The sequence below is a fragment of the Streptomyces sp. RK62 genome (assembly GCF_018070255.1).
Lineage (GTDB): Bacteria > Actinomycetota > Actinomycetes > Streptomycetales > Streptomycetaceae > Streptomyces > Streptomyces nigra.
This window is the reverse complement of record NZ_JAGPYD010000002.1, coordinates 318705-341722: the sequence shown is the minus strand read 5'-3', so window position 1 is coordinate 341722 and position 23018 is coordinate 318705. Positions and strand designations below refer to the sequence as shown.

Annotated in this window: 13 protein-coding genes; 9 read left to right on the top strand and 4 right to left on the bottom strand. The window is 72.4% G+C overall.

The features are described 5' to 3' along the window. Positions 1-13: 13 nt before the first annotated feature. Together KBY32_RS05280 and KBY32_RS05275 are read right to left on the bottom strand one after the other, a co-directional pair. Complete coding sequence (locus KBY32_RS05280) at positions 14-748, bottom strand: ABC transporter permease (RefSeq protein WP_210979047.1); 735 nt, start codon at positions 746-748, stop codon at positions 14-16. Continuing rightward, positions 745-1647 carry an ABC transporter ATP-binding protein gene (locus KBY32_RS05275; RefSeq protein ID WP_210979046.1) on the bottom strand — a complete coding sequence of 301 codons (903 nt, stop codon included), beginning with the start codon at positions 1645-1647 and terminating at the stop codon, positions 745-747. The genes KBY32_RS05280 and KBY32_RS05275 overlap by 4 nt, the downstream gene beginning before the upstream one ends. A gap of 207 nt (positions 1648-1854) precedes the next feature. Here KBY32_RS05275 and KBY32_RS05270 point away from each other — a divergent pair, with 207 nt between their 5' ends. The 9 genes from KBY32_RS05270 to KBY32_RS35785 all read left to right on the top strand — a co-directional run bounded on the left by KBY32_RS05270 (position 1855) and on the right by KBY32_RS35785 (position 19489). Continuing rightward, a complete protein-coding gene (locus KBY32_RS05270; protein WP_210979045.1) occupies positions 1855-3648 on the top strand; it encodes an ABC transporter ATP-binding protein in 1794 nt (597 codons plus the stop codon). Beyond that, positions 3645-5495 (top strand): ABC transporter ATP-binding protein, encoded by a 1851-nt coding sequence (locus tag KBY32_RS05265; protein WP_055624369.1) that lies wholly within the window; start codon positions 3645-3647, stop codon positions 5493-5495. Before KBY32_RS05270 ends, KBY32_RS05265 begins: the two co-directional genes overlap by 4 nt. Before the next feature lie 40 nt (positions 5496-5535). After that, positions 5536-7257: an ABC transporter ATP-binding protein gene (locus KBY32_RS05260; protein WP_210979044.1), complete on the top strand. Its 1722-nt coding sequence runs from the start codon at positions 5536-5538 to the stop codon at positions 7255-7257. Continuing rightward, on the top strand, positions 7254-9080 hold the full coding sequence (locus tag KBY32_RS05255) for an ABC transporter ATP-binding protein (protein ID WP_210979043.1): 1827 nt from the start codon (positions 7254-7256) through the stop codon (positions 9078-9080). The genes KBY32_RS05260 and KBY32_RS05255 overlap by 4 nt, the downstream gene beginning before the upstream one ends. Before the next feature lie 73 nt (positions 9081-9153). Then, positions 9154-11184 carry an NAD(+) synthase gene (locus tag KBY32_RS05250; RefSeq protein WP_210979042.1) on the top strand — a complete coding sequence of 677 codons (2031 nt, stop codon included), beginning with the start codon at positions 9154-9156 and terminating at the stop codon, positions 11182-11184. A gap of 309 nt (positions 11185-11493) precedes the next feature. Next, on the top strand, positions 11494-13542 hold the full coding sequence (locus tag KBY32_RS05245; protein ID WP_210979041.1) for a M4 family metallopeptidase: 2049 nt from the start codon (positions 11494-11496) through the stop codon (positions 13540-13542). Positions 13543-13757: 215 nt separating this feature from the next. Then, positions 13758-15410 carry a M4 family metallopeptidase gene (locus KBY32_RS05240; protein ID WP_210979040.1) on the top strand — a complete coding sequence of 551 codons (1653 nt, stop codon included), beginning with the start codon at positions 13758-13760 and terminating at the stop codon, positions 15408-15410. 70 nt (positions 15411-15480) lie between these two features. Next, entirely contained in the window at positions 15481-15984 is a 504-nt protein-coding gene (locus tag KBY32_RS05235; protein ID WP_210979039.1) for a DUF1990 family protein, read from the top strand. A 55-nt stretch (positions 15985-16039) separates the two neighbouring features. Next, positions 16040-19489, top strand: coding sequence for a glycosyltransferase (locus KBY32_RS35785; protein ID WP_210979038.1), 3450 nt, complete (start codon positions 16040-16042; stop codon positions 19487-19489). A 6-nt stretch (positions 19490-19495) separates the two neighbouring features. Here the strand turns inward: KBY32_RS35785 and KBY32_RS05225 are convergent, their stop codons facing one another. Further along, positions 19496-20185, bottom strand: coding sequence for a hypothetical protein (locus KBY32_RS05225; RefSeq protein WP_308293655.1), 690 nt, complete (start codon positions 20183-20185; stop codon positions 19496-19498). A gap of 119 nt (positions 20186-20304) precedes the next feature. Beyond that, on the bottom strand, positions 20305-22923 hold the full coding sequence (locus KBY32_RS05220; RefSeq protein WP_210979037.1) for a glycosyltransferase family 1 protein: 2619 nt from the start codon (positions 22921-22923) through the stop codon (positions 20305-20307). Positions 22924-23018: the final 95 nt, after the last annotated feature.

Below are 23018 nucleotides of genomic sequence, written 5' to 3'. Positions count from 1 at the left end.
CACGGCGGGTCTCCTACTCCCAGCGGAACCAGCGCGCGGCCGCCGCCGACAGCAGCACCGCCCAGCCGGCCATGACACCGAGGTGGGACCAGGCGGGCCAGTCGCCGGCCGTGGCGTCGCCGAGGGACTGGGCGGCGGCCCCGAACGGCGTGAGGACGACGATGTCCGCCAGCAGGTCCGGCATGGACGGCACCGGCAGCCACACGCCGGCGCAGAACAGCGTCGGGAAGAACACCGCCGTGCCGATCGCGCCCGCGATCTTCACCGTGCGGGAGACCGCCGCGATCACCGAGCCGAGCGCGAGCGCGGCGAGGACGGCGAGGAGCAGCGCCAGTAGATAGCCGAACGGCTGCCGGGGCAGGTGAACGTCGCACACGAGCCGTCCGACGGTGAGCGTCACCAGGGCGGAGAGCACCGCGGCGAGCGCGTGCACCAGCATCTGCGCGGACAGCAGCGCAGAAGGCCGGACCGGGGTGGTGGCCATACGGCGCAGGATGCCGTGCTCCCGGTAGCCGGTGAGGCCGGCCGGCATGGCCTGCACCCCGGCGACGATCATGCCGACGAGCACGGTGACCGGGACATAGGTGTCGACGACGCGCAGTCCGCCGAGCCCGTCCTGGGGTTCGCGGAACGCGGGGACGGCGCCCAGGATCACCAGCAGCAGCGGCGGGAACGCGAGGATCCAGAAAAGGCTGCCCGGTTCGCGGGCGAGCAGCCGGGCCTCGGTGCGCAGGACGGCGGTGTTCATGAGGGGGTCTCCGTGAGGTCCAGGTAGGCGTCGTCCAGGGTGGCGTCGCCGACGCGCAGTTGGTGGGCGGTGACGCGGTGCCGGGCGAGCAGGCTGATGACGGCGTTCACCGTCTCGTCGCCGCCGGTCAGGGTGATCCGGCCGTCCTTGTGGCTGATGGAGGCCAGTCGGGGCAGCGCGTTCAGCTCGCGTTCGTCCAGCGGCGCGGACGGGGTGAAGGCGATGACCGTGGCACCGGCGGAGCGGCGGATGAGGTCGGCGGGGGTGCCGAGGGCGGCGATCCGGCCCTGGTCGATCACGGCGACGCGGTCGCAGAGCCGCTGCGCCTCCTCCATGAAGTGGGTGACGAGCAGGACGGTCACCCCGCTGTCCCGGATCTCCTCGATGAGCTTCCAGGTGTCGCGGCGGGCCCGGGGGTCGAGGCCCGTGGTCAGTTCGTCGAGAACGACGACGCGCGGGTCGCCGACGAGGGCGAGCGCGATGAACAGGCGCTGCTTCTGCCCGCCGGAGAGCTTGCCGAACCGGATGTCGAGCCGGCCGGCGAGGCCCAGGCGGCCGGCGAGCGGACGCCAGTCGACGGGTGCCGGGTGCAGGGCCGCGTACAGGCGCAGGGCCTCGCCCACGGTGAGCTTCTCCTGCAGGCGGCCCTCCTGGAGTTGGGCGCCGAGGACGTGGGTGACACGGTCGTGGTCGGCGACGGGGTCGAGGCCGGTGACCCGCACCCGGCCGGCGTCGGGGACGCGCAGGCCCTCGACGCACTCGACGGTGGTGGTCTTCCCGGCGCCGTTCGGGCCGAGGATGCCGAAGATCTCGCCCTCCTCGACGGTGAAGGAGACGCCGTCGACGACGGGCCGGCCGCCGTAGGACTTGCGCAGATCGGTGACTTCGATGACGGGCATGCCCTCAGCGTGGCCGCGCGGGCCGGTCCCCGGTATCGGCCGTCGCGCTCGGAATCGCATCCCCCGATCGGATGATGCGCGGGGTACGACCTCGCCGCACCGGTGTGTGCGGCCGGTCGAACGCGCAGGTCGTAGGACCGGGGACGGATGCGGGTCCGGCCAAAACTCGGTGGGCAGTGTCAGTGGCGATCCGTAGGCTCGCTGCTGATGGCCACTACACAGGAAACCCCAGGGAGCAGTTCCGAGCGATCCGCCGTGCGTACGCTGCTGCGGCTGTGGCCGTATGTGCGGCCGGTGCGGGTGCGGTGGTTCACCGCCGCCGCCGTGGCCGTCGTCGCGTCCTGTCTGGCGCTGGTCATCCCGCTGGTCCTGAAGTGGATGGTGGACGGCCCCATCACCGACCGGGACCCGGCCGGGGTGTGGCTCGGCGCGCTGTTCCTGCTGCTCCTCGGCATAGGGGAGGCGCTGCTGTTCGGGCTGCGGCGGTGGCTGGTGGCGCGGCCCCTGGCCGGCGTCGAGGCGTCGATGCGCGCGGAGCTGTACCGGCATCTGCAGCGGCTGCCGGTGGCGTTCCACGACCGGTGGGCGTCGGGGCAGTTGCTGTCGCGCGGCACCACCGATCTGATGCTGGTGCGGATGTTCCTGGCGTTCCCGCTGACGTTCCTGCTGGTCAACAGCGTGACGATTCTGGCCGGCGTGGTCATCATGCTGGTCCAGGACGTGACGCTCGGGCTGGTGATCCTGGTGCCGGCGGTGCCGGTCATGGTCATGTGCGTGGTCTTCGAGAAGCGGTACGCGCTGGTGGCGCGGCGGGCGCAGGACCAGGTGGGCGATCTGACGACACTCGTCGAGGAGAGCGTGCTCGGCATCCGGATCATCAAGGGGTTCGGGCGGCACCGCAGCCAGGCCCGGGCGTTCCGGGAGATGGCGCGGACGCTGCGCGGCACCGAGCTGCACAAGGCCCGCCTGCTGGCGACGATCTGGGCCGTCATCATCACGCTCCCCGAGCTGGCGATCGGCGCGGCCCTGGTGCTGGGCACCGTACGGGTCGCCGACGGCGAGCTGTCGGCGGGCACCCTGGTGGCGTTCCTGTCGACGGCGCTCGCGCTGCGCTGGCCCGTGGACTCGATCGGCTTCCTGCTGGCGATGAGCCAGGAGGCGGCGACGGCCACCGAACGGTACTTCGAGGTCATGGACGAGGCCCCCGAGAGCCGGGCGGTGGTGGCAGAGGCCGGGGCCGGGGCGGACCGCGCCGACCGCGGGCTGCGCTTCGAGGGCGTGCGGTTCCGCTACCCGGACGCCCCCGAGGACTCCCCGCCCGTCCTGGACCGTATCGATCTGCACATCCGGCCCGGCGAGTCCCTGGCGCTGGTCGGCGCGACGGGCAGCGGCAAGACGACGCTGACGGCCCTGGTGCCCCGGCTGTACGAGCTGACGGCCGGGCGGATCACCCTGGACGGCAAGGACATCGCGGCCATGCCCCGCGAGGAGCTGCGCGCGCTGGTCGCCGTCGCCTTCGAGGAGCCCACGCTGTTCTCCGCGAGCGTCGCGGACAACGTTCTCATGGGGACCGCGGCGGACGCCGGTGAGCCGGAGCTGGAGCGGGCCCTCGCGGTCGCGCAGGCCGGCTTCGCGCACGACCTGCCGCACGGCACCGCGACCCAGGTCGGCGAGCAGGGGCTGAGCCTGTCCGGCGGCCAGCGCCAGCGGCTCGCGCTGGCCCGGGCGGTCGTGGGCCGCCCCCGCTTCCTCGTGCTGGACGATCCGCTGTCCGCCCTGGACGTGCACACCGAGTCGCTGGTCGAGGCGGCCCTGCGGGACGTCCTCGCGGACACCACCGCCCTGATCGTCGCGCACCGCCCGTCGACGGTCCTGCTCGCGGACCGGGTGGCCCTGCTGTCCGAGGGCCGGATCGCGGCGGTCGGCACCCATCACGAACTGCTGCGGGACAACGCCGAGTACGCGTATCTCATGGCCGGAGCAGAGGAGGCCGCCCGATGACGGCGACGACCGCGAAGCCGGGCACCGGCCGGCCCGACGAGCGGCCCGGGACCCGGGACGAGCAGTTCGACCAGGACGCCCTGCCCTCGCCGCCGGGCGCCACGGCCGCGCTGCTGCGGTCGCTGCTGGCCCCCATGAAGGCCCGGGTCGCGCTGACCACGCTGTTGCTGCTGCTCCAGCAGGCGGCTGTGCAGGCGGGGCCGCTGCTGGTGGCGTACGCCATCGACTCGGCGGTGCCCGCGTTCCGGCGCGACGACCTGGGGCCGCTGATCGCGGTCGCGGCCGGCTATCTGCTGTGCTCGGTGGCCTCCGGCGGTCTGCAGTACGCGTTCTTCCGGGTGTCCGCCCGCGTCAACCAGGACGTGCTGCTCGATCTGCGGGGCCGTATCTTCCGCCACGCGCAGGCGCTGAGCCTCGACTTCCACGAGCGCTACACCTCGGGCCGGCTGATCTCCCGCTCCACCACGGACGTCGAGTCGCTGCGCGAACTGCTCGACGAGGGCCTGCAGGAACTCGTCACCGTGGTCCTGTCGTTCGTCTACATCTCGGCGATGCTGCTGTGGCTGGACCTCGGGCTCGGCGCGGTGGCGGTGGCCTCCTTCGTGCCGCTGTACCTGCTGGTGCGGTCCTACCGGCGCCGGGCCGCGCGCGTGTACACGCAGCGGTCCACGGCGATCGCGGCCGTCATCGTGAAGTTCGTGGAGACGATGAACGGCATCCGCCCGGTGCGCGCGTTCCGCCGCGAGCGGGCCAACGACGCCGACTTCCGGGTCCTCAACCACCGGCACGAGCGCACCAACGGCGACGCGCTGCTGGAGATGGCCCGGTACGTCGTCGGATCCCGGCTGGTCGCCAACACGGCGGTCGCGGGGATCGTGCTGTGGGGCGCCTACCGGGTCGCGGGCGGCACCCTGGCCCTCGGTGTGCTGGCGGCGGCCGTGCTGTATCTGCGGCGGCTGTACGACCCGATCGACCGGCTCGGCATGTTCCTCAACTCGTACCAGTCGGCGGGTGCCTCCCTGGAGAAGATCGCCGGTCTGCTGGCCCAGACGCCGTCCGTGCCGGAGCCGGCCGCGCCGAAGGAGCTCCCGGCGAAGGTGGGCGGGCAGCCCGGCCGCGAGGTCGTCTTCGACGAGGTCCGGTTCGCCTACCGCACGGGCGGCGAGGTGCTGCCCCGCTTCGACCTGACCCTGCCGGCCGGGCAGACCGTCGCCGTCGTGGGTTCCACGGGCGCCGGCAAGTCCACGCTGGCCAAGCTGCTCGCCCGGTTCTACGACCCGTCCGACGGACGGGTCCTGCTGGACGGCGTGGACCTGCGCGACCTGGCCGGGCCGGAGCTGCGGCGCGGGGTCGTGATGGTGACGCAGGAGGCGTTCCTGTTCTCCGGCACGGTCGCCGAGAACATCGCGATCGGGCGGCCGGACGCGACCCGTGCGGAGATCGAGCGGGCGGCGAAGGCCATCGGGGCGCACGACTTCATCGCCGCGCTGCCCGAGGGCTACGACACCGACGTACGCAAGCGGGGCGGCCGTATCTCGGCGGGTCAGCGGCAACTCGTGGCGTTCGCGCGCGCGTTGCTGGCCGATCCGGCGGTGCTGATCCTGGACGAGGCGACCAGTTCGCTGGACATCCCCGGGGAGCGTGCCGTGCAGCGCGCGATGTCGACGGTCCTGCGCGGCCGTACGGCCGTCGTCATCGCGCACCGGCTGTCCACGGTGGAGATCGCCGACCGGGTGCTGGTGATGGAGCACGGCAGAATCGTCGAGGACGGCACACCGGCCGAACTCATCGGCGGTACGGGCCGGTTCGCGGATCTGCACCGGGCGTGGCGGGACAGCCTGGCGTGACGGACGGGCCATCGGGACGGCGGACGGGACACGGGGGACGATGATCGACGCGTACGGGGATCCGGGCGAGCCCGACCGCCGGGGCGGCCGGCGCTACCTGGGGTGGCTGGTGCGGCGGCAGGCGGCGCGGTCCGCCGCCGGGGCGCTGATCTCCAGTGTGTGGATGGTGCTGCTGGCCGCCACGCCCTATCTGCTGTCGCGGGCCGTGGACGACGGGCTCGCGGACGGCGACCGGGGCGCGCTGCTGGGCTGGACGGCGGCGCTGTTCGGGGTGGGCGCGTTCAACGCCTGGCTGAGCATCATGCGGCACCGCACGATGACCCGGGTCCGGATGGACGCCAACTTCCGCACGGTGAAGGTGCTCATCGACCAGGCGGTGCGGCTCGGTGCCGCGCTGCCGCGCCGGATCGGCGCCGGGGAGGTCGTCACCATCGGGGTGGGCGACGTGCAGACCATCAGCACGTCCCTGACCGTCGTGGGGCCCGGGATGGGCGCGGTCGTCGCCTATCTGGTGGTCGCAGGACTGCTGGTGTCCGTGTCGGTGCCGATCGCGGTCGTGGTGCTGCTCGGGATGCCGCTGATCGGCGTCCTGGTCGGACCGCTGCTCGGCCGGCTGCAGGGCGCGGAGACGGAGTACCGGGAGCTCCAGGGGGTGCTGACCGCCCGGATCACCGATCTGGCGGGCGGGCTGCGCGTGCTCAACGGCCTGGGCGGCAAGGGCCTGGTCGCGGACGCCTTCCGGAGCGACTCGCGGCGGCTGCGGGCGCAGGGCTACCGGGTGGGCGCGGTGACCAGCTGGGTGCAGGCGCTCGGCGTGGGACTGCCGACGCTGTTCCTGGCCGTGGTGACCTGGCTGGCGGCCCGGCTCGCCGCCCAGGGGGCGATCACCGTGGGCGAGCTGGTCGCGGTGTACGGCTATGTGGCGGTGCTGGTGATGCCGGTGGCGTTCTTCATCGAGTGCGGTTACCAGGTCAGCCGGGGCGTGGTGGCGGCCCGTCGGGTCGTACGGTTCCTGCGCCTGGAGCCGATGGAGGACACCGGCACCCGGGAGGCGCCCGCCGGGCCCGCCCCGCTGGAGGACCCGGAGTCCGGGGTGCGGGTCCTGCCGGGCCGGTTGACGGCGCTGGCCGGGGCGCGGCCCGCCGACGCGGTGGCCGTCGTCGACCGCATCGCCCGGTACACGCCGTCGGCGGCGACCTGGGGCGGTGTACCGCTGGCCGAGATCCCGGCGGCGCGGGTGCGGGAGCGCATCCTGGTCGCCGACCACGAGGCCGACCTGTTCGCCGGTCCGCTGCGCGAGCTGGTGTCCGGGTCCGCCGACCGGGACGACGAGGCGATCGCCCGGGCCGTGCGCACGGCGGTGGCCGAGGACATCGTCCGCGGGCTGCCGGACGGGCTGGACTCCCCGGTGGACGCGCAGGGCCGCAATCTGTCCGGCGGGCAGCGCCAGCGGGTCCGTCTGGTGCGCGCGCTGCTGGCCGATCCGGAGGTGCTGCTGGCCGTCGAGCCGACGTCGGCGCTGGACGCCCATACGGAGGCGCGGGTAGCCGAGCGGCTGCGCGAAGAGCGCGCCGGGCGCACCACCGTGGTCACGACGACGTCCCCGCTCGTCCTGGACCGCGCGGACGTCGTGCACTACCTGGTCGACGGCAAGGTGGCGGCCACCGGGACGCACCGCGCGCTGCTGGAGGAGGAGCCCGGCTACCGGTCGCTGGTGGCGCGGGACGAGGACGCAGAGGACGCCGAGGAGGCCGTACGGTGACGGACGCACAAGGCTCCCGGGAGTCCGCGCGCGGGGCGCTTCCCGTGGCCGGGCCCCGGGACGTCCGCCGGGCCACCGTCCGGCTGGTCCGTGCCGACGCCCGCGCCTTCGCCGCCGTGCTCGCCCTGAACGCGCTCGCCGCGCTCGCCGGTCTGGCCGCGCCCTGGCTGCTGGGCCGGATCGTCGACGAGGTCCGGGCCGGGTCCGGGGTGTCGGCGGTGGACCGGCTGGCGCCGGCCATCCTGGTGGCGGCGGTGACCCAGCTGCTGCTGGCCCGCTGGGCCCGCTACGTAGGCCACCGCTTCGGCGAACGCACCCTCGCCCGGGTCCGCGAGGAGTACGTGCGCCGTACGCTCGCGCTGCCCGCGTCGGTCGTGGAGCGGGCCGGCACCGGCGATCTGACGGCCCGGGGCACCGCCGACGTCACCGCCGTCGGCACCACCCTGCGCGACGCGGGCCCCGAGCTGCTCATCAACGGCGTGCAGGTGCTGTTCCTGCTGGTCGCGGTGTTCGTGCTGGACCCGCTGCTGGGCGCCTGCGGACTGCTGGGGCTGGGCGTGCTGTGGCCGGTGCTGCGCTGGTATCTGCGCCGGGCCCGCACGGGCTATCTCGCCGAGGGCGCGGCCAACTCCGACGTGGCGGAGGTCCTCGCGGCCACCGCGTCCGGCGCCCGCACGGTCGAGGCGCTGCGGCTGGAGCGCCGGCGGGTGTCGGCGAGCCGGGACGCGCTGGACGTCTCGCGCCGGGCCCGGCTGCACACCCTCTTCCTGCGCTCGGTGTTCTTCCCCTCGGTCGAGATCGCCTATCTGGTGCCGGTGGTGACGGTCCTGCTGACCGGCGGGGCCCTGCACGCGCGCGGCGCGGTCAGCCTGGGCACGGTGGTCGCGGCGGCGCTGTACCTCCAGCAGATGGCCGGCCCGCTGGACGAGATCCTGATGCGGGTGGAGCAACTGCAGAGCAGCGGCGCCTCGTTCGCCCGGGTGGAAGGGCTGGCCCGTGCCCCGCAGGCGGCGGACGGGGCCGGTCCGTCCCCGGACGGCGACCGGATCGACGTGACCGGTGTGCGGTACGCCTACGACCGGGGCGGCGAGGTCCTCGGCGGCGTCGATCTGGCGGTGCGCCCCGGCGAACGCCTCGCGATCGTCGGCCCGTCGGGCGCCGGGAAGTCGACGCTGAGCCGGCTGCTGGCGGGTGTGGACGCGCCCACCGCCGGCGCGGTGACGGTCGGCGGGGTGCCCGTGGCCGGGCTCGACCCGGAACGGCTGCGCCGTCAGGTCGTCCTGGTGACCCAGGAGCACCACGTCTTCCTGGGCACGGTCCGCGACAACCTCCGGATCGCCGAGCCGTCCGCGTCCGACGAGGCGCTGTGGGCCGCGCTCACCGCGGTCGGCGCCGACACCTGGGTGCGGGAGCTGCCCGCGGGACTGGACACCCGGCTCGGCGACGGAGGCACCCCCACGGACGGCTCCCAGGCCCAGCAGCTCGCCCTCGCCCGCGTGGTGCTCGCCGACCCGCACACCCTGATCCTCGACGAGGCCACGGCCCTGCTCGACCCGACGACCGCCCGGCACACCGAGCGGGCCCTCGCGGCGGTGCTGCGCGGCCGTACGGTCGTCGCCGTCGCCCACCGGCTGCACACCGCGCACGACGCCGACCGGGTGGCCGTGATGGAGGGCGGTCTGCTCACCGAGCTGGGCACGCACGAGGAACTGGTCGCGGCGGGCGGGGCGTACGCGGCGCTGTGGCGGTCCTGGCACGGCGAGCGGCCCGCGGCTCCCTTCACGGCGCCTCGGACCCCGGGCCCTGCATCCGAGGGCGCATGATCGGAAGATCTATGCTCAATGGGGTACTAGAGGCTGACACGCCGAAGAACGTCCAGCAGAAAGCCACGGTCCATTGAACTTCTGGTCGATCTACCAGCACGGCTTCGCGCGGGTGGCCGCGTGCACGGGCCACACCGTCATCGCCGACCCGCGGGCCAACGCGGAGGCCGCCCTGCGGCAGGCCCGGCGGTGCGCCGAGGAGGGCGTGGCGGTCGCCGTCTTCCCCGAGCTGGGGCTGACCGGCTACTCCATCGAGGACCTGCTGCTCCAGGACGTGGTGCTGGACGACGTGGAACGGGCGCTGGACACGGTGGTCGCGGGGTCGGCCGACCTGTTGACGGTGCTGGTGGTGGGCGCCCCGCTGCGCCACCGGAACCGGGTCTACAACTGCGCGGTCGTCGTGCACCGGGGCCGGATCCTCGGCGTGGCGCCGAAGTCGTACCCGCCGAACTACCGCGAGTTCTACGAGAAGCGGCAGATCGCGGCCGGTGACGACGAGCGCGGCGGCACCATCCGGATCGGCGGCGAGGAGGTCCCGTTCGGGACGGACCTGCTCTTCGAGGCGCGGGACGTGCCGGGCCTCGTGCTGCACGCGGAGATCTGCGAGGACATGTGGGTGCCGGTGCCGCCGAGCGCGGAGGCCGCGCTCGCGGGTGCGACGGTGCTGGCGAACCTGTCGGGCAGCCCGATCACGGTGGGCCGGGCGGAGGACCGCCGGCTGCTGTGCCGTTCGGCGTCCTCGCGCTGCCTCGCGGCCTACGTCTACTCGGCGGCCGGTCTGGGCGAGTCGACCACGGACCTGTCCTGGGACGGGCAGACGATGATCTACGAGAACGGTGTGCTCCTCGCGGAGACGGACCGTTTCTCCGCCGACGACCAGTTCGCGGTGGCCGACGTCGACCTGGACCTGCTGCGCCAGGAGCGGCTGCGGATGGGCACGTTCGACGACAACCGGCGCACCCACGCCGGGCGCACCGGTGACTTCCGGCGGATCGCGTTCCTGCTCGACCCGCCCGCCGGCGACCTGGGACTCAGGCGCCGGGTGGAGCGCTTCCCGTTCGTGCCGGCGGACGCCGGCCGGCTCGCCCTGGACTGCTACGAGGCGTACAACATCCAGGTCGCGGGGCTCCAGCAGCGACTGGCCGCGATCGGGAACCCGAAGGTCGTCATCGGGGTGTCCGGCGGTCTGGACTCCACGCACGCGCTGATCGTCGCGGCCCGCGCGATGGACCGGGCGGGCCGGCCGCGCAGCGACATCCTGGCGTTCACGCTGCCGGGCTTCGCGACCAGCGACCACACCAAGGACAACGCGCACAAGCTGATGAACTCGCTGGGTGTCACGGCGGCCGAGCTGGACATCACGCCGACCGCGCGGCTGATGCTCGAGGAGATGGGGCACCCGTTCGCGTCCGGTGAGCCGGTGTACGACGTCACCTTCGAGAACGTGCAGGCCGGCCTGCGCACCGACTACCTGTTCCGGCTGGCGAACCAGCGCGGCGGGATCGTGCTGGGCACGGGCGACCTGTCGGAGCTGGCGCTGGGCTGGTCGACGTACGGCGTCGGCGACCAGATGAGCCACTACAACGTCAACGGCGGGGTGCCGAAGACGCTGATGCAGCATCTGATCCGCTGGGTCGTCGCCTCCGGGCAGTTCGACGAGGAGACCGGCCGTACGCTGACCGCGATCCTGGACACGGAGATCAGCCCGGAGCTGGTGCCGGGCGAGGAGATGCAGTCGACGGAGTCGAAGATCGGGCCGTACGCGCTGCACGACTTCACGCTGTTCCATGTGCTGCGGTACGGCTTCCGGCCGTCGAAGATCGCCTTCCTGGCCTGGCACGCCTGGCACGACGCGGAGGCGGGCGCCTGGCCGCCCGGCTTCCCCGAGGCCAAGCGGGTGGCGTACGACCTGGCGGAGATCAGGCGCTGGCTGGAGGTCTTCTGCCGTCGCTTCTTCGCATTCGCACAGTTCAAGCGCTCCGCGATGCCGAACGGCCCGAAGGTCTCGGCGGGCGGCTCGCTCTCGCCGCGCGGGGACTGGCGGGCGCCCTCGGACGGCAACGCGGCGGCGTGGCTGCGCGATCTGGAGCGCATCGACGTCTGAGGCGGTCAGGGCGTCCCGAATCCTCCGGAGCGCCCGAGGCGTCCGGTCCGTTTATCGAACGTGAACTCCCGGACAACGAACGATTTCCGGCCAAGTTCCTGACGCGCCCCTGACAGAAACCGCAATCACCTGCCACTCTTCCCACGGCCGCGACACAGCAACCCCACAGCACCGCCGTACGGCGGTGGCCGCGGCCGAGCTCCGCACGCGCACGTCGTTCTGCGTACCACCCCGATCTGCCCGGACGGCCCACCCGCCGGCCGGTCTCCCCTGGCCGTGTGATCCGCGGCCGCGCAGAAGGAGTCAGTGTTGAGAGACAGGTCCTCCCACAGACGCACCCCCCACACCCCCCGCCGCCGGGCCGCCGCCGTGGCCCTCGTCGGCGTCGCCGCGCTCGTCGCGGCAGCCGTCCAGACGGGCGCCGCGACCGCGGCCCCGCCCCGGGCCCCGCAGGCGGCCGGCCAGGTGCTCCCGGGCGCCGAGTCGGTCAAGCTCACCCCCGCCCAGCGCGCCGAGCTGATACGCGAGGCCAACGCCACCAAGGCGGACACCGCGAAGGACCTGGGCCTCGGCGCCAAGGAGAAGCTGGTCGTCCGTGACGTCGTCAAGGACGGCGACGGCACGGTCCACACCCGCTACGAGCGCACCTACGACGGTCTGCCGGTCCTCGGCGGCGACCTCGTCGTGGAGACCGCGAAGTCGGGCGCCACCAAGGACGTCGTGAAGGCGACGAAGGCCGCCATCAAGCCGGCGACGACGGCCGCCGCCGTCCCCGCCGCGAAGGCGGAGAAGCAGGCGCTGGCCGCGGCGAAGGCCGAGGACGCCAAGAGCCCGGACGTCAACAAGGCTCCGCGCAAGGTGATCTGGGCCGCGCAGGGCAAGCCCACCCTCGCCTACGAGACCGTCGTCGGCGGCCTCCAGGACGACGGCACGCCCAACGAGCTGCACGTCATCACCGACGCGGCCACCGGCGAGAAGCTCTACGAGCACCAGGGCATCGAGACCGGCACCGGCAACACGATGTACAGCGGCACGGTGACGCTCGGCACCACGCAGTCGGGGTCGACGTACAACCTGACCGACGGCGCGCGCGGCGGCCACAAAACGTACAACCTCAACCGCGGCACCTCGGGCACCGGGACGCTCTTCTCCGGCGCCGACGACGTGTGGGGCAACGGCTCGGCGTCCAACACGGAGACCGCGGGCGCCGACGCGCACTACGGCGCCGCGCTGACGTGGGACTACTACAAGAACGTGCACGGCCGCAGCGGCATCCGGGGCGACGGCGTCGGCGCCTACTCCCGCGTGCACTACGGCAACAACTACGTGAACGCGTTCTGGTCCGACAGCTGCTTCTGCATGACCTACGGCGACGGCTCGGGGAACACCCACCCGCTGACGTCGATCGACGTGGCCGGCCACGAGATGACCCACGGCGTCACCTCCAACACCGCGGGCCTGGTCTACAGCGGCGAGTCCGGTGGTCTGAACGAGGCGACGTCCGACATCTTCGGCTCGACCGTCGAGTTCTACGCGAACAACTCCTCCGACGTCGGCGACTACCTCATCGGCGAGGAGATCGACATCAACGGCGACGGCTCGCCGCTGCGCTACATGGACAAGCCGAGCAAGGACGGCGCGTCCAAGGACGCCTGGTACTCGGGCATCGGCTCGATCGACGTGCACTACTCGTCCGGGCCGGCGAACCACTTCTTCTACCTGCTGAGCGAGGGCAGCGGCACCAAGACCATCAACGGTGTCACCTACAACTCGCCCACCTCGGACGGCCTTCCGGTCACCGGCATCGGCCGCGCCAAGGCGGAGAAGATCTGGTTCCGCGCGCTGACCACGAAGTTCACCTCGAACACCAACTACGCGGCCGCCCGCACCGGCACCCTGGCCGCGACCGGTGAGCTCTACGGCACCACCAGCGCCGAGTACAAGGCGGTCCAGGACGCCTGGGCGGGTGTCAACGTGGGCACGCGCTCCGACGGCGGGGGCGGCGGCGGCACCGTCTTCGAGAACACGGCCGACGTCTCCATCCCGGACCGCGGCTCGGCGGTCACCTCGTCGATCACCGTGTCGGGGCGGACCGGCAACGCGCCGTCCAACCTCCAGGTCGGTGTGAACATCGTCCACACCTACATCGGTGACCTGAAGGTCGACCTGCTCGCTCCCGACGGGAGTGTCTACGTCCTCAAGGGCTACGGCACCGGCGGCAGCGCGGACAACATCGACACCACGTACACCGTGAACGCGTCCTCCGAGGCCGCCAACGGTGTCTGGAAACTGCGGGTCCAGGACAACGCGTCACTCGACACCGGCTACATCAACAGCTGGAAGCTGACCTTCCCGTAGGCCGCACGCACGCGGTGCTTCCCAGTGCGGGGCGCCGTCCCGGTGGGTTCAACTCCCGCCGGGGCGGCGCCCGTTCACATATCAGAAACATTTTGATGAATGGTCAAGTTCAGGTCAACATCATCTCGGGCTCATGACATGTACGCGACCTAGATGCCACTCTTCCCTCAACCGCCGCACAGAACTCCCCGTCCTTCCCCCACCAAGGAGCCCGTGTGACCCCCCTCTACGCGCGTCGCAAGCGCACCACCCTGGCCATATCGACCGCCGTCGCGGCCGGGGCACTCCTCACCACCGCCCTGACCACCGGGACCTCGTCCGCGGCCCCCGGCGCCGAGGCCGCCCCGCTCGCCGTCCCGGTCGCCCTGGCGCCCGCCGCGCGCACCGCCCTGATCCAGGACCAGCAGGCCGAGGCCGCCGGAACCGCCGAGGACCTCGGCCTCGGCGCCCAGGAGAAGCTGGTCGTCAGAGACGTCGTCAAGGACGCCGACGGCTCCGTGCACACCCGCTACGAGCGCACCTACGCCGGACTCCCCGTCCTCGGCGGCGACCTGGTCGTCCACGAGTCGGCGTCCGGCGCGCGCAAGGGCGTCACCAAGGCGACGAAGGCCGCCATCGAGGTGTCCTCGCTGAAGCCGGCGATCAGCGCCGCGAAGGCCGAGGGCCAGGCCCTGAAGCGGGCCGAGGCGGCCGGCGCCGAGAAGACCGAGGCCGACCGCGCGCCGCGCAAGGTGATCTGGGCCGCGAGCGGCAAGCCGACCCTCGCCTACGAGACCGTCGTCGGCGGCCTGCAGGAGGACGGCACCCCGAACGAGCTGCACGTCGTCACCGACGCCGCGACCGGCGCGAAGCTCTACGAGTTCCAGGGCATCGAGACCGGCAGCGGCAAGAGCCTGTACTCGGGCAGCGTCACCCTCGGCACCACCAAGTCCGGTTCGACGTACCAGCTGTACGACACCGGGCGCGGCGGTCACAAGACGTACAACAAGGCGCGCAGCACCAGCTCGGCCGCGGGCACCCTGTTCACCGACGCGGACGACGCCTGGGGCACCGGCAGCGCCTCCAGCTCCACCAGCGACCAGACGGCCGCCGTGGACGCCGCGTACGGCGCCCAGGTCACCTGGGACTTCTACAAGAACACCTTCGGCCGCAACGGCATCAAGAACGACGGCAAGGCCGCCTACTCCCGCGTCCACTACGGGAACGCCTACGTCAACGCGTTCTGGTCGGACAGCTGCTTCTGCATGACGTACGGCGACGGCACGGGCAACACCCACCCGCTGACCTCGCTGGACGTGGCCGGCCACGAGATGACCCACGGCGTCACCTCCAACACCGCGGGCCTGAACTACTCGGGCGAGTCCGGCGGCCTGAACGAGGCCACCTCGGACATCCTCGGCACGGCCGTGGAGTTCTACGCGGCGAACTCCTCGGACGCCGGCGACTACCTCATCGGCGAGAAGATCGACATCAACGGCGACGGCACGCCGCTGCGCCACATGGACAAGCCCAGCAAGGACGGCGCCTCCGCCGACAACTGGTCGTCGAGCCTGAAGAACCTCGACGTGCACTACTCGTCGGGCCCCGCGAACCACTTCTTCTTCCTCCTCGCGGAGGGCAGCGGCGCCCGGACGATCAACGGGGTGAGCTACAACTCCCCGACCTCCAACGGCTCGACGCTCACCGGCATCGGCCGCGCCAAGGCCGTCCAGATCTGGTACAAGGCGCTGACGTCGTACATGACGTCGACGACGAACTACGCGGGCGCCCGCACGGCCACGCTGAACGCCGCGTCGGCCCTGTACGGCTCCACCAGCACCGAGTACAAGGCGGTGGCCGCCGCCTGGGCCGCGGTCAACGTGAGCTGACCCGGTCCTGAACCGGCGGGCGGCACCCGGGACGACCGCGTCCCCGGGTGCCGCCCTACTCTTGGGACCCATGTCCTTCACGTACGACGCCGTCGGCGCGACCCGGGAGACCGGCTTCTGCCCGCCCGGCTTCCACCCCCTCCATGTGCGCACCCGCGTAGGCGAGGGCGAGGACGTCTTCCGCAGAGCCGCCGAGGCGGTGATGACCTGGGAGATGCACCGCGCGATGGGCGTCGGCATCGACGCCTCGGCCGACCGCGCGGCCACCGGCGTCGACGTCACGGTCACCCTCGCCGGCATGATCAAGGCCCCCTGCCGGGTCGTGTGGACCGTCGAGGAGTACCGCAGGACCGGCTGGGCCTACGGCACCCTCAGCGGCCACCCCGAGTGCGGCGAGGAGGCCTTCGTCGTGGAACGCACCGGCGACGGCACGGTCTGGCTGTCCGTGAACGCCTTCAGCCGCCCCGCCAAGTGGTACTCCCGCGCGGCCGGCCCGGCCACCCGAGGCCTCCAGCACGCCTACGCCCGCCGCTGCGGCACAGTGCTGCGCAGGCTCTGCGGAGAAGACACCTGACGGTCGCCCCACTCCCCCGGGTGATCGTACGATCGGCGTGAGGTGAGGGGGGTTCGTGGACATCTCCGAGGTGACCAATCCGTACGACTACCGGAATCCGGTGCGCGACGCCGCGGTCTTCGCAGGCCGGGACGAGGAACTCGCCACCATCTCCCACGAACTCGTCCAGGCGGCGGTCGACCGGCCCTCGGTCTGCGTCGTGCTGGACGGCCCCCGGGCGGCCGGCAAGACCAGCCTTCTCAACGCCGCCGAACGGATGGCCCGCGCGCACGATCTGACCACGGTCCGCGTCGAGCTGATCGCGGGCGACGGAGACCCGCTCGTCTTCTTCCGCAAGCTGTACGACGAACTCGTCGCGGTGATCACCTCGGGCTCGGAGGGGCCCCCGCTGCCGTTCGAACTGGCCGCCGTGCGGCGGGTGATGGCCGGGGCCGGTGACGCCTCCTCGGTGGCACCGCTCCAGTTCCCCGAAGCGGTGGCCCTCGCCGGTCCGGGCGGTCGGGTGCCGGAGGCTGCGCTCCGTGCCGACCTCGCCGCATTCGTAGCCCTGCTCGGGCACCCGATCGCACTGATGGTGGACGAGGCCCAGGTGATCGCGGACGACGCCCGCGCGCTCTCCGCCCTGCGCTTCCTCACCTCCCGCGTCGACGGTCTGGTGCTGGTCCTCGCGGGCACGTCGGGGCTGACGGACAGGATCGCGGAGGTGCACTCGCCGATCCTGAGACAGTTCCGGCGGATCGAGGTCAGACGGTTCGTGGAAGAGGACGACATCCTCGCCTGCATCGAGCGCCCCCTGATGAAAGCCGGTGTCTTCGGCATCTCCGTGAAAGACCTCGTGTCACCGCTGAGGCAGCTCACCGACGGCAATCCGTACGCCATCCAGTTGTACTGCCATGAGATGTTCGAACGTCTCAGGCGGGGTCTCACGGCCGATCTGGAACTCACTCCGGAAGTGCTCGCCGACATCCGCTCCCGCATGGAGTCGGAGTCGCACAGCAGCGTCCTCGAACGCCCGCTGATCCGCGCCGTGCGCGCCATGGGGCGAGCCGAGCTGATCGCCTTCAACGTGCTGACCTCCGCCCTGGACCACGCGACGGCGGACGAGGCCTGGTTCTGCCACTGCCTGGCGGAGACACCGGAGATCACCCACGAGGAGTACGAGCAGTACCGCGCGGCGCTGGTGGATCGGGGCATCCTCCAGGACGGGGACACCGTGCGGCTCGCCATCGAGACCGAGCTCTTCGACGAGGTGTACACCCGTGTGTGGTCGGCCGGCGTTCTCGGGCCCTTACCGCACGCCCAGCTCACCAGCCGGGCCGACGTGCGGGGAATGCTGACGAACCGTCTGTTGTGCCTGCTGCACGAGTTCGCCGAGGAGCCCCTTCGCATCATGCCGACCTGCTGCGCGCGGATGGGCGCGACCGCCCTCGAGCGCAGCTTCGACGCGCTGGGCCGCCTCCCCGCCGCCGGCCCGGACGCCACCCCGCCGATCGACTTCGTGCACTTCGCGATCCTCCAGGCGGGCGAGCCCAAGGCACTCGACCTCACCACCGTCACCTGCTCCTACGGGGAGCATGTCGTCCAGCGCTGGCTCTACGCGGCAGACACCGACGACATCGAGCTCGGTCAGCGGGCCGACTTCACAGCGGCGGCCGAACGCATCGCCGGGTTCGGCGGCCGACTCACGGCGGAGCGCGTCCGCCAGCCCCTGCGGACCTGGCCGGCCGAGGAATGGTTCCAGAAGGCGACCGGCAGGCTGCGGTACGAACTGGGCTACAACCACCGGGTGGCGGCGTACGGCGCCTACGCCACCGGCGACCTCGTCCGCGCGCGGGCACGCTTCCAGTCGTCCTTCGCGCTGGACCCCGGCTGGGAACAGGCCAACTGCCTGGGCTACCTCCATCTGAAAGCCGGCCTCCGCGAGGACGCGCTCGAATGGTCGCGTCAGGCCGTCGCCCTGGCCGACAACCCCTGGAATCGCGCACTGAGTCTCTACAACACGGCCATGGCACACCTGCTGGCCGGAGAGGCGGACCTGGCAGCGGGGCGGCTCAAGGAGACGGCGGCCGAGCTGGACAGAGTCGCGATGACCAACTACTCGATCGGCTACCTCCTGCTGCCCGATCCCGAGGACTCCTCCCTGTTGCGCGAGGAGACCGACGTGGATCTCATCGACGCGGCGCGGCGGGCCCGGGCCGCGCTCGGGGTGACCGCCGAGGTCCCGGTGGCCATGGGCGCCGAGCCGCCTGCCCTGCGTACGGCCACCGACACCCCGGCCCCCGAGTCCGCGGACCGTCCCCCCGTCGTGCTCTCCGTCGCCACCGAGTGGTCCTCCTCGCACGGAGGTCTCAGCACCTTCAATCGCGAGCTGTGCCGTGCCCTGGCGGCCGCCGGGGCCCAGGTGTTCTGCGTGGTGCTGGAGGCCACCGCCGAGGAGATGTCGGCCGCCGACGCGGCCGGCGTCACCCTGCTGCCCGCCCGCAGGATCCCGGGGGCCTCGGCGGACATGCGCCTGGCCGCCCGCCCACGCGACCTCCCCGCGGGCGTCGAGCCCGACCTGGTCCTCGGCCACGGCCGCATCACCGGCCCTCCGGCACAGCAGCTGCGCGACGACCTCTTCCCCGGCGCCCGCCGCCTGCACTTCGTGCACATGGCCCCGGACGAGATCGAGTGGCACAAGCCGGACCGGGGCAACGACGCCGGTCTGCTGGCCGAGGAACGCACCCGCATCGAGCGCGCCCTGGGCGGAACCGCCCACCGTGTCATCGCTGTCGGGCCCCGGCTGTACGACCAGTTCCTCGACGAGGTGCGGAGCCCCGAGGGGCTCTGGCCCGAAAGGCTCGACCCGGGGTTCGACACCGAGGTGCCGGGCGCGGCCGATCGTGTCCCACCGAAGGGGCGGCCGCTCCGGGTCTTCCTGCTCGGCCGTATCGAGGACGCGGAGCTCAAGGGCCTCGACATCGCCGCCGGGGCCTGCGGCAAGGTCGCGCAGTGGTTCCATGCCGAAGGTCTGCGCTTCGGTGTCCGCCTGGTCGTGCGCGGGGCGCCCGAGAGCGAGGTGGAGGCCTCGTGGAAGCAGATCAAGGCTTGGGCGGGCACCGGCAGGCTGGACGTGGTCGTCCGGCCCTACACGGCGGAGCAGGACCGTATCGAGGACGACTTGCGCAGCGCCGGCCTCGTGATCATGCCGTCCCGCAGGGAGGGGTTCGGTCTGGTCGGTCTGGAGGCGATCCTGGCCGGCATCCCGGTGCTGGTGGGATCGGACAGCGGACTGGCCGACCTGCTGCGGGAAGAGCTCGGGCACGAGCCGGCGAGCCGGTTCGTCGTCGAGCTCTCGGGAGACGACCACGAGGACACCGAGAAGTGGGCACGGGCCGTCAACGGGAAGCTGCGCGACCTCGAGGGGGCGTTCCGTCAGGCCGCGGAGCTTCGCCGGGTCCTCGCCGGGAAGGTGCCGTGGCAGCGGGCGGCGGACGTGGTCCTGCGGGAACTCCCGAACCGTTGACCGGCGTCACCGCCCGAACGCGGACGCTGTGACGTCCCGTTCCGGGGTCGCCCGGTGGTATTCGTACGTGCCGATGTCGGTGACCTTGATCAGGAGGCAGAAGCGGTCCACCGACGGGAGCCGTTCCGCGACGTGCGCGTACTCGCGGCGGAGGTAGTGGACGGCCGCGAGGTTCGTCACCGAGGACTGGCCGCAAACCAGGAACACGGGGCGGCTGGACTCGGCGGGCGTGAACTTGGCGACCAAGGCGTACTCCTGGTTGCCGCGGTCGAAGAGGAACTTCTCGCCTCCGACCTCGATGGCCACCGACTCCGGCCGGATGCCGTCGTAGGGGTGGACGGTGACCCCGGGCAGATGGGCGGCGAGGTGGCCGCCGGTGCGGAGGTTGGCGCCGCCGGCCGGGCCGCCGACGCAGAACTCCGTGCGGTCGTCGTTGCCGCCGCGGAAGGCCCCCGGCTCGACGGCGGCCTTGCACCCCAGCTCGCCGATGAGCAGCGTCAGTTCGACGACGGCCCGGACGTCACGGTAGTGGGCGGTGCCCGGTGCGTCGTGCTTGTTGCCCAGGACGATCAGGCACGTCTCGCCCGGCCGGACGCCGAAGAACGCCGCCCTCCTGTTCACCGCCCGGGCCTTCTTGGCCCGCTCCCACAACCAGACGAAGCCGCCACCGAGCAGACTGGTCACCAGCCCGATCACGATGTTCCCCAGGACCGACTGAATGGGGTCCCCCTCTCCACGATGAAGCGCCCCCATTCTCACAGGGTTCGCTCCCTCCGTGGAGAGGGATCTTCACCTCCGGGCCGGTTCCCGCACGCTCAGCGCAGCAGGACCCCGCCGCCCTCCCCCGTCTCCTGGGAGGGAACCGCCAGGAGGCCGAGTTCGGCGCTGGAGGCGAGGAGGCGGTGGGACGGGAGGATGCGGACCGTGTAGCCGTAGGGGCCGGTGCGGTCGAGGGAGAGCGGGCCCTCGTAGACCCAGCGGCCGTCCGTGTCGGGGCTGCCCACCGGCTTCAGCGGCACCGTGGAGGCGTCCGCGATCCGGTCCTCGCCGTCGACCCGGCCCGAGACGGCCTGCACCTCGACGTCCTCCGGGCCCAGCTCGCCGAGGCCGACGCGCACGCGCAGGCTCAGGGTCGAGCCGAGTTCCGCGGTGGGTGCCGCGGCCGACGTCTCGACGTGGTCGACGGTGACGGCGTGCCACGCGGAGCGCACCCGGGCCTTCCAGCCGGCCAGTTCGCGCGCCGCGTCCGGGGTCATCGCGCGGTGGGCGTGCGCGGCCGGGGTGTAGAGGCGGTCGACGTACTCGCGGACCATGCGGCCTGCCAGCACCTTCGGGCCGAGCAGGGTCAGGGTCCGGCGGACCATCTCGATCCAGCGGTCCGGCAGACCGTCCCGCCCGCGCTCGTAGAAACGGGGGGTGATCCGCTGCTCCAGCAGGTCGTACAGCGCCGCGGCCTCTATGTCGTCCCGGCGGTCGGGATCGGTGCCGGTGCCGTCGGCCGTGGGGATCGACCAGCCGAAGTCGGGCTGGAACCACTCGTCCCACCAGCCGTCCAGGACGGACAGGTTGAGGCAGCCGTTGAGCGCCGCCTTCATCCCGGAGGTGCCGCACGCCTCCAGGGGCCGCAGCGGGTTGTTCAGCCAGATGTCGCAGCCGGGGTAGAGCTTCTTGGCCATCGCCATGCCGTAGTCGGGCAGGAAGACGATGCGGTGGCGCACCCGGGGGTCGTCGGCGAAGCGGACGAGTTCCTGCACGAGGCGTTTGCCGCCGTCGTCCGCCGGGTGCGCCTTGCCGGCGACCACGATCTGGACGGGCCGCTCCGGGTGCAGCAGCAGGCTCATCAGCCGGTCGGGGTCCCGCAGCATCAGCGTCAGCCGCTTGTACGAGGGGACGCGGCGGGCGAAGCCGATGGTGAGGACGTCGGGGTCGAGGACGCCGTCGACCCAGCCGAGCTCGGCGGTCCCGGCGCCCCGCTGCCGCCAGGAGGCCCGCAGCCGCTCGCGCACCTCCTGGACGAGCTGTTCGCGCAGCACCCGGCGCAGCTCCCAGACCTCCTGGTCGGGGATGTCGGCGACGGCGTCCCAGCGGTCGGAGCCGCCGACGGTCAGCGCGTCCTCCATGCGCCGGGCGCCGATCCGGTCCGCGCCGAGGCGGAACACCTCGGGCGCGACCCAGGTCGGGGCGTGCACACCGTTGGTGACGGAGGTGATCGGCACCTCGTCGGGGTCGAAGCCCGGCCACAGCCCGGAGAACATCTCGCGGCTGACGTTGCCGTGCAGCAGGGACACGCCGTTGGCGCGCTGACCGAGGCGCAGGCCCATCACGGCCATGTTGAACAGGTTGGCCTCGCCACCGGGGTAGGTCTCCATGCCGAGCTGGAGGATGCGCCCCACCTCGATGCCGGGCAGTTCGGCGTCGGGCCCGAAGTGACGGGCGACCAGTTCGCGGTCGAACCGGTCGATGCCGGCCGGGACGGGGGTGTGCGTGGTGAACACCGTCCCGGCCCGGACGGCCTCCAGTGCCGCGTCGAAGTCGAGGCCGCCCTCGCACAGTTCGGCGATGCGCTCCAGGCCGAGGAAGCCGGCGTGGCCCTCGTTGGTGTGGAAGACCTCGGGCGCCGGGTGGCCGGTGAGCCGGCAGTACGTCCGCACGGCCCGCACCCCTCCTATGCCGAGGAGCATCTCCTGGAGCAGCCGGTGCTCGCTGCCGCCGCCGTAGAGCCGGTCGGTGACGCCGCGTTCGCCGAGGTCGTTCTCCTCGACGTCGGAGTCGAGCAGCAGCAGCGGGACCCGGCCGACCTGGGCGAGCCAGATCCGGGCGTGCAGCGACCGGCCGCCGGGCAGGGCCAGCCGGAGCCGGGCGGGGGTGCCGTCGGCCTCCTCGAGCAGGGCGAGCGGCAGCTCGTTGGGGTCGAGGACCGGGTAGTGCTCCTGCTGCCAGCCGTCCCGGGACAGGGTCTGGCGGAAGTAGCCGTGCCGGTAGAGCAGGCCGACGCCGATCAGCGGGACGCCGAGGTCGCTGGCCGCCTTCAGATGGTCGCCGGCGAGGATGCCGAGGCCGCCGGAGTACTGCGGCAGGGCGGCCGTGATGCCGAACTCGGGCGAGAAGTAGGCGATCGCCGCGGGCAGTCCAGCGGGCTGCAGCTGGTACCAGCGGTCGCCGGTGACGTAGTCGTCGAGGTCGCGGGCGGCGGCGGCCAGCCGCTCCAGGAAGGACGCGTCCTGGGCCAGCTCGGCGAGCCGCGCGGGCGGGACGCTGCCCAGGAGCCGTACGGGGTCGTCGCCCGAGGCGGCCCAGCGCCCGGGGTCGACGGAGCGGAACAGTTCGCGGGTCTGCGCGTGCCAGGACCAGCGCAGATTGCGCGCCAGATCGCTGAGGGGCCGCAGGGGTTCGGGGAGGACAGGACGGACGGTGAACCGACGGATCGCCTTCACTTTCCACCTCGGGCAGCACGTGGCAGGGGACACACGGCGGTGTGGGTCCCGTCAACGCCCCCGACGGTATCGGTATGCGGGGCTTCGTCACCAGC

Bases quoted from the DNA above. Each gene is read 5' to 3' on its own strand.
- KBY32_RS05270 (WP_210979045.1), top strand. From the start codon at position 1,855: ATGGCCACTACACAGGAAACCCCAGGGAGCAGTTCCGAGCGATCCGCC.
- KBY32_RS05235 (WP_210979039.1), top strand. From the start codon at position 15,481: ATGTCCTTCACGTACGACGCCGTCGGCGCGACCCGGGAGACCGGCTTC.
- KBY32_RS05265 (WP_055624369.1), top strand. From the start codon at position 3,645: ATGACGGCGACGACCGCGAAGCCGGGCACCGGCCGGCCCGACGAGCGG.
- KBY32_RS05275 (WP_210979046.1), bottom strand. From the start codon at position 1,647: ATGCCCGTCATCGAAGTCACCGATCTGCGCAAGTCCTACGGCGGCCGG.
- KBY32_RS05280 (WP_210979047.1), bottom strand. From the start codon at position 748: ATGAACACCGCCGTCCTGCGCACCGAGGCCCGGCTGCTCGCCCGCGAA.
- KBY32_RS05260 (WP_210979044.1), top strand. From the start codon at position 5,536: ATGATCGACGCGTACGGGGATCCGGGCGAGCCCGACCGCCGGGGCGGC.